Below are 15,184 nucleotides of genomic sequence, written 5' to 3'. Positions count from 1 at the left end.
CCCTACGAAGAAAAAGAGAAAAAAAAACCCCGCGCCACAAGCAGACCGGCGGAAGCCCCCCTCACCCCCCCCCCCCCCAGGGGGGGGGGGGGCGGGGGGCGGCCCAGTTCTCGCAGAGGCCGACGCTTGCGGCGCGGCCCCACCCCAACCCCTCCCCTGAAGGGGAGGGGCTCATTAGAGCACCCCCTTCGTCGACGGAATCGCATCCGCCTTGCGCGCGTCGATCTCCACAGCCTTGCGCAAGGCGCGGGCGAGGCCCTTGAAAGCGCTCTCGATGATATGGTGGTTGTTCTCGCCGTACAGCGTCTCGACGTGCAGCGTCAGCCCGGCCGACCCCGCAAAGCTGTGGAACCAGTGGCCGAACAGCTCGGTATCCATCTCGCCGAGGCGCGGCTGCGAGAAGCTGCACTTCCACACCAGATACGGCCGCCCCGAAATATCGAGCGCGACGCGGGTCAGCGTCTCGTCCATCGGCGACAGCGCGTCGCCGTAGCGCACGATGCCCTTCTTGTCGCCGAGCGCCTTGGCCACCGCCTCGCCGATGGCGATGCCGGTGTCCTCGGTGGTGTGATGCTGGTCGATATGCAGATCGCCGATCGCCTTAACGCTGAGATCGATCAGCGAATGTCGCGAGAGTTGCTCCAGCATGTGATCGAGAAACCCGATCCCCGTCGAAACCTCATAGGTGCCGGTGCCGTCGAGGTTGACGGTCACGTCGATCGACGTCTCCTTGGTGGAGCGCGAGATGGTCGCGGTGCGCATCGCGCCTCCATAGCGACCGTGTCGACTCATGCAATCTTGACCGCCCAATCTTGACCAATGCCCAAAGAAAGCTACCCAAGGCCGATGAGCGACGGACTGCCCGACAGCCTGATTCCCTACGACGAGATCGTGCAGGAGGCCCTGCGCGCCGTCGTCGGCCGCGTGCTGGGCTCGGTGGCGGAAAACGGCGGCCTGCCGGGCGACCACCATTTCTACATCACCTTCAAGACGCAGGCGCCCGGAGTCGACATCCCGCAGCGCCTGATCGAGCGATTCCCGGACGAGATGACCATCGTCATGCAGAACCGCTTCTGGGATCTGCTGGTGGACGAGTCGAAATTCTCGGTGGGGCTCAGCTTCAACCAGATTCCGTCGAAACTGCTGATCCCCTATTCGGCGATCACCGGCTTCCACGATCCGGCGGTGAACTTCGAACTCCGCTTCCAGGCGCAGGAAGGCCCCGACGGCCCCGATCCGCACGACGAAGCCGAAAACGACGGCCCCGCCGCCGCCCCGGTCGAAGACGGCTCGAACGTCGTGTCGGTGGACTTCAAAAGAAAGAAGTGAGGCGTCGCCTCTGATACGTTCGGGCTGAGCCTGTCGAAGCCCTGTCCTTTTTCTTCCCGCGAGAAGATAAAGCAGCCCTTCGACAGGCTCAGGGCGAACGGAGGTTGTTTTGGCTGACGATACCCGCACCGAAACCGATTCGTTCGGCCCCATCGAAGTCCCCGCCAGCGCCTATTGGGGGGCGCAGACGCAGCGCAGCATCGGGAATTTTCCCTTCGGCGCGACCGAACGCATGCCGATCGGCATCGTCCACGCGCTCGCCATCGTGAAGCAGGCCGCGGCGCGGGTGAACGCCGCGCACGGCCTCGCGCCCGAGATCGCCGACGCCATTCAGGAGGCCGCGTCCGAGGTCGCCGACGGCACGCACGACGATCAGTTCCCGCTCGTCATCTGGCAGACCGGCAGCGGCACGCAGACCAACATGAACGTCAACGAGGTGATCGCGGGCCGCGCCAACGAGATGCTGACCGGCACGCGCGGCGGCAAGGCACCCGTCCACCCCAACGACCACGTCAACATGAGCCAGTCGTCCAACGACAGCTTCCCGACCGCGCTGCACATCGCCGCCACGCTGGCGCTTTCGGCCGATCTGCTGCCCGCGCTCGAACGGCTCGAAAACGCGCTGCTCGACAAGGCCAAGGCCTGGAACGACATCGTCAAGATCGGCCGCACGCATCTTCAGGATGCGACGCCCGTCACGCTGGGCCAGGAATTTTCAGGCTACTATGCGCAGCTTCGCGGCTGCCGCATCCGGCTGGAGCCGATGGTGGCGCAGGCGCTCAGCCGGCTCGCGCAGGGCGGCACGGCGGTCGGCACCGGACTCAACGCGCCGGAGGGCTTCGGCGCGGCGATCGCCGCCGAGATCAGCGCGATCACCGGCACGCCCTTCCACACCGCGCCCAACAAGTTCGAGGCGCTCGGCTCGAACGACGTGCTGGTCGATACCTCGGGGCGGCTCAACACGCTGGCCGTCGCGCTAACCAAGATCGCCAACGACATCCGCCTGCTCGGCTCCGGCCCGCGCTCGGGCATCGGCGAACTCAGCCTGCCCGAGAACGAACCCGGCAGCTCGATCATGCCCGGCAAGGTCAACCCCACCCAGTGCGAGATGCTGACGATGGTCGCGGCGCAGGTGATCGGCAATCATCAGGCGATCACCATCGGCGGCCTGCAGGGCCATCTCGAACTCAACGTGTTCAAGCCGATGATCGGCGCGGCCGTGCTGCGCTCGATCCACCTGCTGTCGGTCGGCATGGCGAGCTTCGCCGAGCGCTGCGTCGAGGGGATCGAGCCCAACCGCGGCCGCATCGCCGAACTGGTCGATCGCTCGCTGATGCTGGTGACGGCGCTCGCCCCCGAGATCGGCTACGACAATGCCGCCAGGATCGCCAAGCACGCCCATGCCGAGGGCCTGACGCTCAAGGAAGCCGGGCTGGCGCTGGGTCTGGTCGACGCCGCAACCTTCGACCGCCTCGTCAGGCCCGAGGATATGGTGTGACTTCTCGTCCGTTCGCCCTGAGCTTGTCGAAGGGCTGCATTTCTTGGCACGAAGAAAGGGCAGGGCTTCGACAGGCTCAGCCCGAACGGGTTAGGGGGGAACCTCCGCTCCCCTCGCGCGTCCTGCTCCTCGAAAGGGGACTATCACATGAAATTCAGCACTTTGCTCGGCGCGGCGATCGGCAGCGCGATCGACGGCCGCGACGGCGACGATTCGACCCTGGACGGCGCGATCGGCGGCGCGGTCGCGGCGATGGCGATCCGCACGGTCGTGCCGCTCGCCATCACCTTCGCGACCGGCTGGCTGGTGCTGCGCGGCATCGGCAAGCTCAAGGACGCGGCGCTCGGCACCGCACCGACCGGCATCTGACCGGGACACTAGCGGGTTGACGGGGACGGGCCCTGCGCGGCACTAGCGCGCATGGTCGCGTCCCCACCTTCCGATCCGCACGGCTTCAAGCGCCGCGGCGTCCTGTTCGTCCTGTCCTCGCCTTCGGGCGCGGGCAAATCGACGATCGCGCGCAAACTGCTCGCCGACGAACCCGAACTCGGCATGTCGGTGTCCTACACCACGCGGCCGATCCGCCCGGGCGAAACGGACGGGGTCGACTATCATTTCGTCGATCTCGAGACATTCCGCGAGATGGTCGCGAATCACGAATTTCTGGAATGGGCGCACGTCTTCGGCCACCGCTACGGCACGCCCAAGGCGCAGGTCTGGAACGTGCTCGAACAGGGCCGCGACATCCTGTTCGACATCGACTGGCAGGGCGCGCAGCAGCTCCACCAGCTCGCCGGCGGCGACGTCGTCCGAGTGTTCATCCTGCCGCCGTCGATGCCCGAACTGCGCGAGCGGCTCGAGCGCCGCGCCACCGATACGCAGGCGGTGATCGACGCCCGCATGGACCGCGCCGCCAACGAGGTCAGCCACTGGGACGGCTACGACTACGTCCTCGTCAACGACGATGTCGAACAGTGTTTCGCGCACGTGAAGACCATCCTCGCGGCCGAGCGCATCAAGCGCTCACGCCAGACCGGTCTGATCGGCTTCATCCGCCACCTGCTCAAATCAGGCTGAGCAGCCGCACCCCTGCGTCGAAATCTGCGCGGCGCACCGCCAGCGCATCCTCGGCCAGCGGGTCGCGGCCCCAGCGATCAGCCTGGAAATCCTCGTCGACGTGGCTCGCGGCCCACACCGTCTCCGCATCCGCCGCGCCTTCGGCCAGCGCGAGCGCCAGCACCAGCGATCCCGTCACGGTGACGAGCGGCGACAGCGCGGCGAGCTCGAAGGCCCCGCGCGCCGCCACCGCCTCGGCCAGCCGCGCCAGCGTCGCGGGCGGCTGGGGCACGTGCATCACGCCCGTCACGGTCTCGAAATGCACGTCGTAGCGCGTCCGCGCCCAGTCCAGGATCGGATCCCACGCCGCCGTCTGGCGCTCCGCCAGCTCCTCCGGTTCATCGGCGCGGTAGCAGAGCAGGTCGCTCTCGGCATATTCGGCCAGCCCGGCGGCGAACGTGGCGGGGTCGGGCGCGATCCGGTCGATCGCGGCATTGGCGAGCCCCGTCAGCGGCATCGCGCGCGGATCGACCGTCGCGCCGCACGCGCGCCATTCCTCTGCAACGCCTTCCGCCAGCGCATCGCTCGGCAGCAGCAGCGGCACGCGACCGGGCGTCCGCAACGGCTTGCCGTCGAGCCGCACGCCGCGGGTCGCGTCGACCGTCACCTCTTTCCAGAACCGCTTCATTGTTCGGGCGGCGTCCGCCAGCGGTGCGCCAGCGCGGCCGGCACCACCGCCATCATGTACAGCGCCGACAGCACGATCGCGATGCCGAGGATCTTCGGCGCGAGCGTTGCCGCGCGCGCGATCAGCACGACACCGAGGATCGCGCCCGCCACCGCGGCGATGCGCGCCAGCACGATCAGGAAATAGCGCTGCGTCGCCCGAGTGTCATTCCGGTCGCTCATCTCGCCTCCATCAGCCCGGCGATGGCCTGCACCTCGTCCGCCACAGCATGCGCGCCCGCCGCGTGCAGCTCGGCAGGCGGATGATAGCCCCAGGCGACGCCCAGCGCCCGCGTCCCCGCCGCGCGCGCCATCAGCATGTCGTAGCTGGTGTCGCCGATCATCACCGTCGTCTCGGGCACGGCACCGACATCGGCCATCGCCTGCTCGATCATCGAGGGATGCGGCTTGCTCGGATGGCGGTCGGCGGTCTGCAGCGTCAGGAAGCGGTGCGTCAACCCGTGCGCCGCGAGGATATGGGCTAGGCCGCGGTCCGACTTGCCCGTCGCCACGCCGAACAGCCAGCCATCCGCCTCCAGCACGTCGAGCGCCTCGGCCATCCCCTCGAACAGCGGCTCGTCGTCCATCGCGCCGCTCGCGCGCATGCGCTGGAACGCGGCCTTGTAGTCGGCGGCGAGCGCCCGGTGCTGCTCGGCCTCCGCCCCCGGCAGCAACGTCTCCATCGCCTCGACGAGGCTCAGGCCGACGATCCGCCGGATCGCGTCGCGGCCCGGCGCGGCAAGCGCGTGTAGCGCGAACGCCGTCTCGACAGAACGGCAGATGTTCGCCTGACTGTCGACGAGCGTGCCGTCGCAATCGAACAAAGCGAGGCGGGCGGTCACAGGCTCCGCATCCAGTGCGCAATGCCCTTGCGGCCCGATGCCTCGACGCCGTCCGCCGCCGCCAGCCGCACGGCCTCCGGCTTGTTCTGCCCGAGCTTCAGCGTACCGCGCCACGCCTGCACTTCCAGCCGGAAACCGATGATGCCGCGCGTCATCTTCTCGAAGGCGGAAGGATCCATCTTGTCGCGCGTCCACGGCGCTTTGGGCGCCAGCCGCGCCTCCTGCTCGGCGGACAATTGCTCGATTTGCGCGACGAGCGCGTCATGCTCCATCTTCCGCATCCGCCCTTCGAGCTCGACCGTTACGTAATTCCAGGTCGGCACTTCGCCATCGCCCAGCCCATACCAGTCGGGGCTTACATAGCCGTCCGGCCCCTGCGCCACGAACAGCCCGGTCGCCCCGTCGAGATGCCGCGTGATGCCGTTGCCGCGCGCCACGTGCAGCCCGAGCGTCGCATCGTCGAGCCACACCACCGGCAGATGCGCAACGCGCGGCCCGTCGGGCGTGGCGGCGAACAGCGCGCCGAACGCCAGCTCGGCGACGAAAGCGCGCATCGCGTCGCGGTCCTGCCAGTGAAGCGACGTATTGGGATGCATCAGCGCGCGGGCCGCTTCGGCCCCGGTTTCGCAGGGGCCTTGGGCCGCGGCTTCGCACCCGGCTTCGGCCCGGCCTTGGCACCGGGCTTCGACGGCGTGGAGCCGCGCGACCGCCGCTCGCCCTTGCGCTCCTTGCGCACGGTCTTGGCGTGCTGCTTCGCCTGCTGCTTCTTCACCGCCTTGCTCGGCGGCGGCGGGCTGTCGAGCGGCATCGTGTCGCCGAGCATCTCCTCGAAGCCGAGCTGCTTCAGGCTCTCGGCGAAATGGCGCGGCAGCTCGGCCTTCACGTCGACCACGCCGCCATCGGGATGGTCGATCCGCAAGCTCCGCGAATGGAGGTGCATCTTGCGGCTGATGCCCCCGGTCAGGAACGCGGCCTGCCCGCCGTATTTGCCGTCGCCGACGATGGGATGGCCGATCGCCGCCATGTGAACGCGGAGCTGATGCGTGCGACCGGTATAGGGGATCAGCTCGACCCAGGCGCAGGTCGTGCCCGCCATCTCGATCACGCGGTAGCGCGAGCGGGCGGGGGAGCCTTCCGCCTCGTCGACATGCATCTTCTCGCCGCCCGATCCCGGTTGCTTGCCGATCGGCAGCTCGATCATGCCGTCCTCGATCGAGGGCACGCCGACCACCAGCGCCCAATAGACCTTCCGCGCGGTGCGCGACGAAAACGACTTGGCGAACGACGCGGCGGCGCGGCTGGTGCGCGCGATCAGCAGCGCGCCCGACGTATCCTTGTCGAGCCGGTGGACGAGCTTCGGCCGCCCCTCGTAATCGTCCTGCAGCGCGTCGAGCAGGCCGTCGACATGCTCGGTCGTCTTGGTCCCGCCCTGCGTGGCGAGGCCGGGCGGCTTGTTGAGGACGATCGCCTGCGCATCCTTGTGGATGACGAGTTCGCGCGCGAAGGCGATCTCGTCGTCGCTCAGGGCCAAGCGCTCGCGCTTCTTCGGCGCATCGGGCTTGAGGGCTTCGGCGGGCGGCACGCGGATCGATTGCCCCGCCTTGATGTGATCGCCCGGCTTTGCGCGCGCGCCGTCGACGCGAAGCTGGCCGGTGCGCGCCCATTTCGCCACCGTCGTGAAGCTGGTGTCGGGCTGGTGCCGCTTGAACCAGCGATCGAGCCGGATGCCGTCGTCATCGGCATCGACCTTGAAGGTGCGGACGTCCTGCTCGCTCATGCCACGGCCCTGACGAGATAGAGGCCCGCGAACAGCGCCAGCACCGATCCGATCACCGAAGCAAGCACATAGCCGAGCGCAGCGCCGATATCGCCGCGCTCGATCATCGTCACTGTATCGAGCGAGAAGGCCGAGAAGGTCGTGTAGCCGCCGAGCAGCCCGGTCGCGACGAACAGGCGCAGGTTGTCGGTCGTGCCGCCGATCCGCGCGAGCATGCCGACGAGCAGCCCCATGCAGAAGCCACCGACGAGGTTCACCGCGAGCGTGCCGGCCGGATAGCTTGGGCCGAACAGCGCGAGCATCCAGCGGCCCGTCAGCCACCGCCCGACGCTACCGATCGCGCCGCCCGTCAGGACGAGGAAGAATTGTGTCATCGCGCCGCCCTAGCGTGGATCGGACGAATTGAGAACCACGGGTGCCAAAACTCAAACCGTTCGTGCTGAGCGAAGTCGAAGCACCGGGTTCGTGCGCTTTCACTTCGTTCGTCCCGAGCGCAGTCGAGGGACAAGCCTTTCAGTTGTGCAGGGTGTCTCGACTTCGCTCGACACGAGCGGTTCGGAGACGTGACGAGGTGCCCTTCGACTTCGCTCAGGGCGAACGGTGCTGTTCGTCGCCTAGCGTCCGTTGTTCGCCACCAGATCGACATCCGTGCCGCCATCGCGGCGGCTCGTCAGGAAAAGTGCGAACGCGCCGCCGTCGCCGCGCGTGCCACCCAGCACATGCTCCGCGCCATCGGCCTGATGCTCGGCGGAATAGCCCGCCTTGCTGGTGCGCGTGTAATACCAGTCGAGCACCGTCTGCATCGGCACGGCGGTGGAGAAGCTGACCGCGCGCAGCGCGCAGGCGCCGCTGGCGTTGCCCGCCGCTTCGCTCACGCGGGCATCGGGATAGAGCGGCACGTCGGCGGGCAGGCGGTTCGCCCAGCTCGCGGAATAGCGCATGTCGGCGGCGCAGCTCGCGGTGCGGCCGTCCTTCTGCCGCGCGGCGAGCGCGCCCAGCGTCAGCGATTCGCGCGCCGCCACGCATTGCGGGCAGGCGCCCGGCGCGGGGGCGTGCTTCAGTGTCTCGCCGGTGCCCGCGCTCGCGCTGCTGGTCGCGCCGCCGGCGACGCCGTCTGCGGGGAGCGCGCCCGAATAGGGCTTGGCGGGCGGGCGCACCGTATCCTTGTTGGCGGCTCCCGCCAGCGCGGGATCGACCATGATCTGATCGTGCAGCGCCGCCGTCATCGCCGGATCGGCCGCGTTGCCGCTGCCGGCGTCGACCAGTTCGTTGTCGAGCGAATCGAGATTGGCGTCCTGCGCCGCGCGCGGGCCGCACGCCGCGACCGACAGCGCGATCGCCGCGACGACGATCCCCCGCAAGCCTGTGCGACCCATGATCCGTTCCCTCGATACGCGCGCCATCGTGCCTGCATGCCGCATCGCGCGTTAAGGGAGAATGCGGATTGAGGGTTAATTCGCGAATCGCGGGTTAACCGGCTTGCACGCGGCGGTTCGTCCCACCATCATCGGGTCATGCTGAACATTCTCTCGATCCTCGTCGGCGTCGTCGTCTTTCTGCTCGCGCTGATCGGGTTCATCCCGCTGCTCGGCTGGCTCAACTGGCTGATCATCCCGCTGGCGCTGTTCGGCATCGTGCTGGGCGCGCTGTCGTCGCACAAGTCGGGGCGCAACCTGAACATCGTGCTGATCGTGTTCTGCGCGGTGCGTCTGTTCCTCGGCGGCGGGCTTATTTGATCGCTTAAGACGGCACCGGCCCGCTCCCCCACTCGGCCTCCCATTCAGAATATGCTGTGGGAGGCCGGGTGGGGGAGCGGGCCGGTGCCGTCTGCGGTTTCAGCCCTTTCGCTGAAACCGCCAAACAGGCCTCAGCGGCAGGTGGCCTGGCCGCGATCGATCGCGCTGCCGATCGCCGCACCGCCGCCCGCGCCGAGCAGGGTGCCGAGCGTGCTCGACCGCCCGTTCGACAACCGGTTGCCCAGCAGCCCGCCCGCCAGCGCGCCGACGATCAGGCCGGTCGTGCCGTCGTTGCGGCGGCAGTAATAGCGTCCGTTGCTGCCGCGATAGATGCGGTCGTCACGGCCCAGGCGGCGCGGCTGGTAATAGCTGCCGTCGCGGTAATATTGGTCCGCATAATAGCCGCGCTGGCCCGGCGCGTAGCGGTTGTAGTCGTAATTGCGATAGCTCTGCCAGCCGCGCCCGGTCTTGTCCCAGCTGCGATCGCTCTTGTCCCAGCTCCGGTCGGTCTTGTCGTAGCTGTTCCGGCTCTTGCGGTAATTCGGCCCGGCATCGCCGATCTCGTCGCGATAGGCCTCGCGCACGTCGTTGTTGGTGCGGCCGTTGAAGCGCGGGTCGTTGCGCGGATCGCGGCGGTCGTACTTGTCGCCGTACATCCCGTTGTCGCCGTGGAGGCCGCGATTGTCGCGGTGAACGTCGGGGCCGTTGCGATAATCGTCCTGCGCCGTGGCGGGGACGGCGGACAGGAGGGCGGCCGCACCAAGGGCGGCGCAGATCAGCGTGCGCATAATGGTCATCCTTCTCTCGTCGGACCGGGCGCCGTTGGGGCGTCCCGGCAGATTTCGTTCGCGAAACGACCCTGCTTCGTGCGTGCGATAGTCCCTTCCGCTCACGGGTTCAAATGGTGCGTGAGGGAGATTTCGGCGTTGAGCACCTTAGATACCGGGCAATTGGCCTTGGCGTCGGCAGCGATCTCCTCGAACTGCGCGGGATCGATCCCGTCGATCGTCGCGGTCAGATCGAGCTCGGACTTGGTGATCTTGAAGCCGCCATCGGCCTGGACGAGCGTCACCTTGGCGCTCGTCTCCAGCGTACCGTCGGCGAACCCCGCCTTGGCGAGCGCGAAGCTGAGCGCCATCGTGAAGCAGCTCGCGTGCGCGGCGGCGATCAGCTCCTCCGGGTTGGTGCCGGGCTCGTTTTCGAAGCGCGTGTTGAAGCCGTAGGGCGAATCGGAGAGCACGCCCGACTGCGTCGAGACATGGCCCTTGCCGTCCTTGCCGAAGCCTTCGTAGCGCGCGGAGCCGGTGCGAGTGGTCATGGCGTGATCTCCTTGGTGGGTGAAACGGAACCGGCGCGATCGTGGCGAAGGCGCGTTACGGCGTGAAGTCGGATGCGTAACGGGCGGGCGCGCGGAGGGTTGCAGGTTGTACACGTTATCCACGGTATCAACAGGCTGAGGCCATACGAATCCGGCTTCCCGCGACTCGGGATCGATGACACCTTCATGACTGTAAGCAGCCGGTAACGAGGCGGGAAACCACCGAGAAACCAGCGACTTATACCGCGACGAAGGCTGTGGTGCCGCAAGGAAACCCTGCCGACCAACGGTGGACTTGCCGGTCGCAAGGCCGGTCATGTCGGGCGCGCGAGCGGTCGATGTGACGCAGGCGGCGAAAGACGGTCCAGGGCGTTCAGGATCGACCTTCGGGGAAGAGACGGGGCGTTGGCCGCAGATGGCCGGATCGAAGGTCGCGCCTTTCGGGGAGTGGCTTGAGGAACGACACATCGGGTCGAAAGCACGGCGGCGGGGCTTGCCCCAAGGCCGGGCCGGTCGAAGGTGAGACCAATCACGCTGAAGTCCGCAAGGGCATCGCGCGGGCCTCCCGGAAGCCAAAATCGCGGATGATCGCGCTGCGCAAGCAACGCGATCGGAAGCGGGCCGCCGAAACCTGAAGGCGCGGATGCCGGTCCTCGGACCAGCCTCAAGCGGATCAAGGCGCGGCGACAGGGGGTCGACAGCAATGTCGGCCCCCATTTATTTTGGCGCAGGCGCGAAGCTGCCGGTCGCGCGCAAGCGCGAGCGCCAAAATCGGCCGGCGGGTCGGCGCGCAGCCCGAACCCGGCCGACGGCTTTGCCGGCGGCGTGACGGCAATCGCCCGGTTGCGGACGTTTGCCCCCATTCGTCACCCCGGCCTTGAGCCGGGGCCCATGCTTCCGCGAACGCAACGCGGCGGCTCAGGCGAGCGGCGACAAACCAAGGCCGATCGCTAAATCTTCCCATTGCGGATTATCACGTTCGATCAACGCGATCTTCCATTCGCGCAGCCACTTCTTGATCCGCTTCTCGCGGAGGATCGCAGCTTCCATCGTGTCGGCCAGCTCGAACCAGACGAGGCGCTTGACCCCATGTTTCTTGGTGAAGCCGTCGAAAGTGCCTTCGCGGTGCTGGATGATGCGACCGAGCAGGTTCGAGGTCACGCCGGTGTAGAGCGTGCCGTAATGGCCGCTCGCCAGGATGTAGATGGATGGGCTCACTTCCCTCATACCGGCACGTGTGCGGCAGCATGGGCCCCGGCTCAAGGCCGGGGTGACGATCGGCTGGTGCAAATGGCAGCTAACCACTCAAAACAGACGTCGCTGTCCTACACGCCGCCGATCTGCGATATCGCGCCAAACGCTCTTTGAACCCTCTGCCGTCCGCTCGCCCGTCCCGGCGAACCCGTCCGCGCGCCCGCGCCGCGCGACCGTGGGGGAGGGGCGACAGGCACAGACGTAGCGTAAACTTTGTAAACTTCCGCGCACGAATGGTCCAACATGCGCGTCCCGAAGACCCCCGGATCAGTGTGACCTTAGTGTGACCTTCCGCGCCTGAGACATTTTGTCCAATCGCCAACCCGCGCCGGCGCGCCCATATCCGCACCATGCACGGACATCCGCCGCAACGCGCGCCACGCTTCGACACCAGCCGGGACCACCTCCGCTGGATCTTCGATTGCGGCTGGAAGGGGCGCTGCCCGCGCTGCGGCGAGGGGCGGATGTTCCGGTCCTGGCTGAAGATCGTCGATCGTTGCGAAAGCTGCGATTTGGACTACCGCTTCGCCGCGCCGGATGACGGCCCGGCCTTCTTCTCGCTTTGCCTGGTCGTCCCGCCGCTGGCGCTGTTGCTGGTGTGGCTGCAGGTCGCGTTCGATCCGCCGTTCTGGGTGCATCTCGTCGTGTCGCTGCCCCTGCTGACGATCGGGTCGCTGCTGCCGCTGCGGCCGATCAAGGGCTGGCTCGTCGCCTCGCAATTCGTCAACCGCGCGCAGGAGGCGGGGACGGAGAAATTGTGGGCCCAGCTTCACGGCACGACGCCGGGGACCAGTGACTTTGATCAATAGCTGGCGCAGGCGCGCACGCTGCGCGCCGGTGGGCGCAGCCCAGCGCCAGCGCCGGCCGGCGGGTCGGCGCTAAGCCGAACCCGGCCGACGGCTTTGCCGTCGGCGTTCCGTCAGCCCGCCGCCAGCGCTTCCCGCGCCTGCTCGCAATCCGCCGCGATCTGCGCGGTGAGCGCCTCGAGCGTGTCGTAGCTCGCTTCCGGCCGCAGGTACTCGATCAGTTCGACCTCGATGCACTGGCCGTACAGGTCGCCCGAGAAATCGAAGAAATACGGCTCCAGCAGTTCGACCGGCGGATCGAAGCTCGGGCGAATGCCAAGGTTCGCGGCCCCCTCCAGCACGCGCCCGTCCGCCAACCGCCCGCGCACCGCGTAGATGCCGTAGGCGGGGCGCAGATAGTTGCCGAGCGCGATGTTGGCTGTGGGATAGCCGATCGTCCGGCCGAGCTTCGCGCCGTGCGTCACGACGCCCTGGATCGTGAAGGGCCGCGTCAGCAGCCGCGCCGCCTCACGCGGCTTGCCGGTGACGAGCAGGTCGCGCACGCGGCTTGACGATACCGGTTCTCCGTCGAGCGCAACCGGCGCGACCGCCTCGACCGAGAAGCCATTCTTCATGCCGAGATCGCCAAGAATCTCGACATTGCCGCCGCGGGCCTTGCCGAAGGTGAAGTCCGCGCCCGTCACCGCGCCCGCCAGCCCGATGCGATCGACCAGCACCTCGCTGACGAAAGCCTGCGCGGTCAGCGCGGCCATCGCGGCATCGAAGTGGAACACGATCATCGCATCGGCCCCGGCTTCGGCGAAGAGCCGTTCGCGCTGATCCAGCGTGGTCAGGCGGAACGGTGCCACGCCGGGCTTGAAGAAACGCACCGGATGCGGATCGAACGTCGCGACGAACGCCGGGCGGCCTTCGGCGCGCGCGCGCGCGATCGCCCGGCCGGCGACGGCCTGGTGCCCGAGGTGAAACCCGTCGAAATTGCCCAGCGCTACGATGCCACCGCGCAAGGAAGCGGGAAGCACCGAGCCGCCATCGAGACGCTCCATGCCGCGCGCTATAGGGTGCGGTTCACGCGCGCGCCAGCGTGACGAAGCTGAAAGCGGGGCGGTCTCCGTCGCCGGCATGATCCTCGCGCGCGATCTCCCGCCAGCCGGTGAAGGCGGGGACGATGGCGTCGCCTTGCGGTGAGGCGTGGACTTCGGTCAGTTCGATGCGGTCGGCGCGGTCGGCGAACAGCGCGAACACCTCCGCGCCGCCGATCACCGCGACGTCGCCGCCCGCCATCGCCAGCGCCTCATCGACCGAATGCGCCACTTCCGCGCCCTCCGCCTGCCACTCACTGCGGGTGAGAACGATGTGGCGGCGGCCGGGGAGGGGGCTCGGGAAGCTCTCGAAGGTTTTGCGGCCCATCGCCATCGGCTTGCCCATCGTCAGCGCCTTGAAATGCTTCAGGTCTGCCGGGAGGTGCCAGGGGAGCTTGCCGTCGCGCCCGATCACGCCGTTGGCGGCGCGGGCCAGCACCAGCGTGATCAAACCGCCACCGGCGCCTTGATGTGCGCCTGCGCGGCATAATCGTGCAGGACGAAATCCTCATATTCGTAGGCGTCGATGCTCGGTGCCTTGCGCAGGATTTCGAGCCGCGGGAGCGGTCCTGGCGTACGACTCAGTTGCTCGCGCGCCTGATCGAGGTGGTTCGAATAGAGGTGGCAGTCGCCGCCGGTCCAGACGAAATCGCCAACCTCCAGCCCGCATTGCTGTGCGAGCATGTGCGTGAGCAGCGCGTAGCTGGCGATATTGAACGGCACGCCGAGGAAGATGTCGGCCGAACGCTGGTAAAGTTGCAGCGAGAGCTTGCCGTTCGCGACGTGCGTCTGGAACAGGCAGTGGCACGGGGCGAGCGCCATCGCGTGCAGATCGCCGGGGTTCCAGGCCGATACGATCTGGCGGCGCGAGGCGGGGTTGGTCTTGATCTGCTCGACCAGTTCGGCGATCTGATCGATGTGGCGGCCATCGGCGGCGACCCAGTCGCGCCATTGCTTGCCGTAGACGGGGCCGAGATCGCCGGTTTCGTCGGCCCATTCGTCCCAGATGCTGACCTTGCGATCCTGCAGCCACTCCACGTTGGTGTCGCCGCGCAGGAACCACAGCAGTTCGACGAAGATCGAGCGCAGGTGCAGCTTCTTGGTGGTCAGCACCGGGAAGCCCTGCGCCAGATCGAATCGCATCTGCGCGCCGAATACCGAAAGCGTGCCGGTGCCCGTCCGGTCCATCTGCTGCGCGCCGGTGTCGAGCACGCGCTGCATGAGATCGAGATATTGCCGCATCGTCTCACAATCCTAGCGTGTGTGGGCTGGCGCGTCACGGTCATTATGGCGGGAATCGCTTCCGCTTTCCGATCGTATCGCCAAAGGTCGATCGTGAACGCGATCTCGACCTTTTCCGCGCCGTTGCGCACCATCGACGCCGAGGCGACGGCGCGCGCGCTGTTCGCCGGCATCGCGAACTTGGCGAACGAAGTCGCGATGTTCGCCTATCTCGATCCGGAATGGAGACTTCTCGCGCTGCGCACGGTGCCGTCCGATCGCGTCGATTCGATCGACGTGCCGGTGCGCACCATCGTCGGCGATGCGCTCGCCTTCGATGCGGCGGGCGTGGTGATGGCGCACAATCATCCGGGCGGCGACCCGAACCCGAGCGAGGCCGACCGCGTGTTGACCCGGAAGATCGCGCGTGCGCTCGACGGCGTGGGCGTCCGACTGATCGATCATCTCGTGCTGGCGGGCGCGGAGACGACGAGCTTCCGGCGCAGCGGGCTGCTCTGAAGATCGCGCTCTGGGGCGGCGCG

21 protein-coding genes are annotated in these 15,184 nt (G+C 67.7%); 7 read left to right on the top strand and 14 right to left on the bottom strand.

The features are described 5' to 3' along the window. Positions 1-174: 174 nt before the first annotated feature. Entirely contained in the window at positions 175-762 is a 588-nt protein-coding gene (hisB, locus tag Q5H94_RS20230; RefSeq protein WP_304563072.1) for an imidazoleglycerol-phosphate dehydratase HisB, read from the bottom strand. Positions 763-846: 84 nt separating this feature from the next. Here hisB and Q5H94_RS20225 point away from each other — a divergent pair, with 84 nt between their 5' ends. The 4 genes from Q5H94_RS20225 (at position 847) to gmk (ending at position 3,904) form a co-directional block, all read left to right on the top strand. Next, entirely contained in the window at positions 847-1,329 is a 483-nt protein-coding gene (locus tag Q5H94_RS20225; RefSeq protein WP_304563071.1) for an SspB family protein, read from the top strand. A 109-nt stretch (positions 1,330-1,438) separates the two neighbouring features. After that, positions 1,439-2,827 (top strand): class II fumarate hydratase, encoded by a 1,389-nt coding sequence (fumC, locus tag Q5H94_RS20220; protein WP_304563070.1) that lies wholly within the window; start codon positions 1,439-1,441, stop codon positions 2,825-2,827. A 147-nt stretch (positions 2,828-2,974) separates the two neighbouring features. Further along, positions 2,975-3,196, top strand: a complete 222-nt coding sequence (locus Q5H94_RS20215; protein WP_304563069.1) for a hypothetical protein — start codon at positions 2,975-2,977, stop codon at positions 3,194-3,196. 51 nt (positions 3,197-3,247) lie between these two features. Then, positions 3,248-3,904: a guanylate kinase gene (gene gmk, locus Q5H94_RS20210; RefSeq protein WP_304563068.1), complete on the top strand. Its 657-nt coding sequence runs from the start codon at positions 3,248-3,250 to the stop codon at positions 3,902-3,904. Here the strand turns inward: gmk and Q5H94_RS20205 are convergent. The 7 genes from Q5H94_RS20205 to Q5H94_RS20175 all read right to left on the bottom strand — a co-directional run bounded on the left by Q5H94_RS20205 (position 3,891) and on the right by Q5H94_RS20175 (position 8,604). Beyond that, positions 3,891-4,571 carry an ATP12 family chaperone protein gene (locus Q5H94_RS20205; protein ID WP_304563067.1) on the bottom strand — a complete coding sequence of 227 codons (681 nt, stop codon included), beginning with the start codon at positions 4,569-4,571 and terminating at the stop codon, positions 3,891-3,893. The genes gmk and Q5H94_RS20205 overlap by 14 nt on opposite strands. Beyond that, complete coding sequence (locus Q5H94_RS20200; protein ID WP_304563066.1) at positions 4,568-4,792, bottom strand: hypothetical protein; 225 nt, start codon at positions 4,790-4,792, stop codon at positions 4,568-4,570. Before Q5H94_RS20200 ends, Q5H94_RS20205 begins: the two co-directional genes overlap by 4 nt. Beyond that, positions 4,789-5,451: an HAD-IA family hydrolase gene (locus tag Q5H94_RS20195; RefSeq protein ID WP_304563065.1), complete on the bottom strand. Its 663-nt coding sequence runs from the start codon at positions 5,449-5,451 to the stop codon at positions 4,789-4,791. Before Q5H94_RS20195 ends, Q5H94_RS20200 begins: the two co-directional genes overlap by 4 nt. Continuing rightward, positions 5,448-6,047 (bottom strand): FMN-binding negative transcriptional regulator, encoded by a 600-nt coding sequence (locus tag Q5H94_RS20190; protein WP_304563064.1) that lies wholly within the window; start codon positions 6,045-6,047, stop codon positions 5,448-5,450. Before Q5H94_RS20190 ends, Q5H94_RS20195 begins: the two co-directional genes overlap by 4 nt. Then, positions 6,047-7,228 (bottom strand): RluA family pseudouridine synthase, encoded by a 1,182-nt coding sequence (locus tag Q5H94_RS20185; RefSeq protein ID WP_304563063.1) that lies wholly within the window; start codon positions 7,226-7,228, stop codon positions 6,047-6,049. Before Q5H94_RS20185 ends, Q5H94_RS20190 begins: the two co-directional genes overlap by 1 nt. Beyond that, a complete protein-coding gene (gene crcB, locus Q5H94_RS20180; protein ID WP_304563062.1) occupies positions 7,225-7,602 on the bottom strand; it encodes a fluoride efflux transporter CrcB in 378 nt (125 codons plus the stop codon). Before crcB ends, Q5H94_RS20185 begins: the two co-directional genes overlap by 4 nt. A 240-nt stretch (positions 7,603-7,842) precedes the next feature. Then, positions 7,843-8,604, bottom strand: a complete 762-nt coding sequence (locus tag Q5H94_RS20175) for a hypothetical protein (RefSeq protein WP_304563061.1) — start codon at positions 8,602-8,604, stop codon at positions 7,843-7,845. Between the two features lie 138 nt (positions 8,605-8,742). Here Q5H94_RS20175 and Q5H94_RS20170 point away from each other — a divergent pair, with 138 nt between their 5' ends. Continuing rightward, positions 8,743-8,964 (top strand): hypothetical protein, encoded by a 222-nt coding sequence (locus tag Q5H94_RS20170; protein WP_304563060.1) that lies wholly within the window; start codon positions 8,743-8,745, stop codon positions 8,962-8,964. 131 nt (positions 8,965-9,095) lie between these two features. Here the strand turns inward: Q5H94_RS20170 and Q5H94_RS20165 are convergent, their stop codons facing one another. The 3 genes from Q5H94_RS20165 to Q5H94_RS20155 form a co-directional block, all read right to left on the bottom strand. After that, positions 9,096-9,761: a glycine zipper 2TM domain-containing protein gene (locus Q5H94_RS20165; protein ID WP_341850124.1), complete on the bottom strand. Its 666-nt coding sequence runs from the start codon at positions 9,759-9,761 to the stop codon at positions 9,096-9,098. 92 nt (positions 9,762-9,853) lie between these two features. Beyond that, positions 9,854-10,282 carry an OsmC family protein gene (locus Q5H94_RS20160; RefSeq protein WP_304563059.1) on the bottom strand — a complete coding sequence of 143 codons (429 nt, stop codon included), beginning with the start codon at positions 10,280-10,282 and terminating at the stop codon, positions 9,854-9,856. Between the two features lie 918 nt (positions 10,283-11,200). Beyond that, positions 11,201-11,509: a GIY-YIG nuclease family protein gene (locus Q5H94_RS20155; RefSeq protein ID WP_304563058.1), complete on the bottom strand. Its 309-nt coding sequence runs from the start codon at positions 11,507-11,509 to the stop codon at positions 11,201-11,203. 377 nt (positions 11,510-11,886) lie between these two features. Here Q5H94_RS20155 and Q5H94_RS20150 point away from each other — a divergent pair, with 377 nt between their 5' ends. Continuing rightward, the gene (locus Q5H94_RS20150) at positions 11,887-12,345 is read left to right on the top strand and encodes a DUF983 domain-containing protein (RefSeq protein ID WP_304563057.1); all 459 of its coding nucleotides are present in this window, start codon (positions 11,887-11,889) and stop codon (positions 12,343-12,345) included. A gap of 110 nt (positions 12,346-12,455) precedes the next feature. On the opposite strand, the gene Q5H94_RS20145 is transcribed toward Q5H94_RS20150, so the two are convergent. Genes Q5H94_RS20145 through Q5H94_RS20135 form a run of 3 tightly spaced genes read right to left on the bottom strand, consistent with a single transcriptional unit; the run spans position 12,456 to position 14,663 of the window. After that, the gene (locus Q5H94_RS20145) at positions 12,456-13,385 is read right to left on the bottom strand and encodes a bifunctional riboflavin kinase/FAD synthetase (protein ID WP_304563056.1); all 930 of its coding nucleotides are present in this window, start codon (positions 13,383-13,385) and stop codon (positions 12,456-12,458) included. 22 nt (positions 13,386-13,407) lie between these two features. Beyond that, positions 13,408-13,872, bottom strand: coding sequence for a dihydrofolate reductase (locus Q5H94_RS20140; protein WP_304563055.1), 465 nt, complete (start codon positions 13,870-13,872; stop codon positions 13,408-13,410). Beyond that, the gene (locus tag Q5H94_RS20135) at positions 13,869-14,663 is read right to left on the bottom strand and encodes a thymidylate synthase (RefSeq protein ID WP_304563054.1); all 795 of its coding nucleotides are present in this window, start codon (positions 14,661-14,663) and stop codon (positions 13,869-13,871) included. Before Q5H94_RS20135 ends, Q5H94_RS20140 begins: the two co-directional genes overlap by 4 nt. A gap of 93 nt (positions 14,664-14,756) precedes the next feature. Between Q5H94_RS20135 and Q5H94_RS20130 the strand changes: the two genes are divergently transcribed. Next, positions 14,757-15,161, top strand: coding sequence for a JAB domain-containing protein (locus Q5H94_RS20130; RefSeq protein WP_304563053.1), 405 nt, complete (start codon positions 14,757-14,759; stop codon positions 15,159-15,161). The last annotated feature ends 23 nt before the right edge of the window (positions 15,162-15,184 follow it).

Origin of the sequence: Sphingomonas immobilis, assembly GCF_030580995.1 — a bacterium.
GTDB lineage: Bacteria > Pseudomonadota > Alphaproteobacteria > Sphingomonadales > Sphingomonadaceae > Sphingomonas > Sphingomonas immobilis.
Note: the sequence above shows the minus strand (reverse complement) of the source record. Positions and strands in the feature narration are given on the sequence as shown.

Coding starts and splice junctions, on each gene's coding strand:
- hisB (WP_304563072.1), bottom strand. CDS start 762: ATGCGCACCGCGACCATCTCGCGCTCCACCAAGGAGACGTCGATCGAC.
- Q5H94_RS20225 (WP_304563071.1), top strand. CDS start 847: ATGAGCGACGGACTGCCCGACAGCCTGATTCCCTACGACGAGATCGTG.
- Q5H94_RS20215 (WP_304563069.1), top strand. CDS start 2,975: ATGAAATTCAGCACTTTGCTCGGCGCGGCGATCGGCAGCGCGATCGAC.
- gmk (WP_304563068.1), top strand. CDS start 3,248: ATGGTCGCGTCCCCACCTTCCGATCCGCACGGCTTCAAGCGCCGCGGC.
- Q5H94_RS20205 (WP_304563067.1), bottom strand. CDS start 4,571: ATGAAGCGGTTCTGGAAAGAGGTGACGGTCGACGCGACCCGCGGCGTG.
- Q5H94_RS20200 (WP_304563066.1), bottom strand. CDS start 4,792: ATGAGCGACCGGAATGACACTCGGGCGACGCAGCGCTATTTCCTGATC.
- Q5H94_RS20190 (WP_304563064.1), bottom strand. CDS start 6,047: ATGCATCCCAATACGTCGCTTCACTGGCAGGACCGCGACGCGATGCGC.
- Q5H94_RS20185 (WP_304563063.1), bottom strand. CDS start 7,228: ATGAGCGAGCAGGACGTCCGCACCTTCAAGGTCGATGCCGATGACGAC.
- crcB (WP_304563062.1), bottom strand. CDS start 7,602: ATGACACAATTCTTCCTCGTCCTGACGGGCGGCGCGATCGGTAGCGTC.
- Q5H94_RS20175 (WP_304563061.1), bottom strand. CDS start 8,604: ATGGGTCGCACAGGCTTGCGGGGGATCGTCGTCGCGGCGATCGCGCTG.
- Q5H94_RS20170 (WP_304563060.1), top strand. CDS start 8,743: ATGCTGAACATTCTCTCGATCCTCGTCGGCGTCGTCGTCTTTCTGCTC.
- Q5H94_RS20165 (WP_341850124.1), bottom strand. CDS start 9,761: ATGACCATTATGCGCACGCTGATCTGCGCCGCCCTTGGTGCGGCCGCC.
- Q5H94_RS20160 (WP_304563059.1), bottom strand. CDS start 10,282: ATGACCACTCGCACCGGCTCCGCGCGCTACGAAGGCTTCGGCAAGGAC.
- Q5H94_RS20155 (WP_304563058.1), bottom strand. CDS start 11,509: ATGAGGGAAGTGAGCCCATCCATCTACATCCTGGCGAGCGGCCATTAC.
- Q5H94_RS20150 (WP_304563057.1), top strand. CDS start 11,887: ATGCACGGACATCCGCCGCAACGCGCGCCACGCTTCGACACCAGCCGG.
- Q5H94_RS20145 (WP_304563056.1), bottom strand. CDS start 13,385: ATGGAGCGTCTCGATGGCGGCTCGGTGCTTCCCGCTTCCTTGCGCGGT.
- Q5H94_RS20135 (WP_304563054.1), bottom strand. CDS start 14,663: ATGCGGCAATATCTCGATCTCATGCAGCGCGTGCTCGACACCGGCGCG.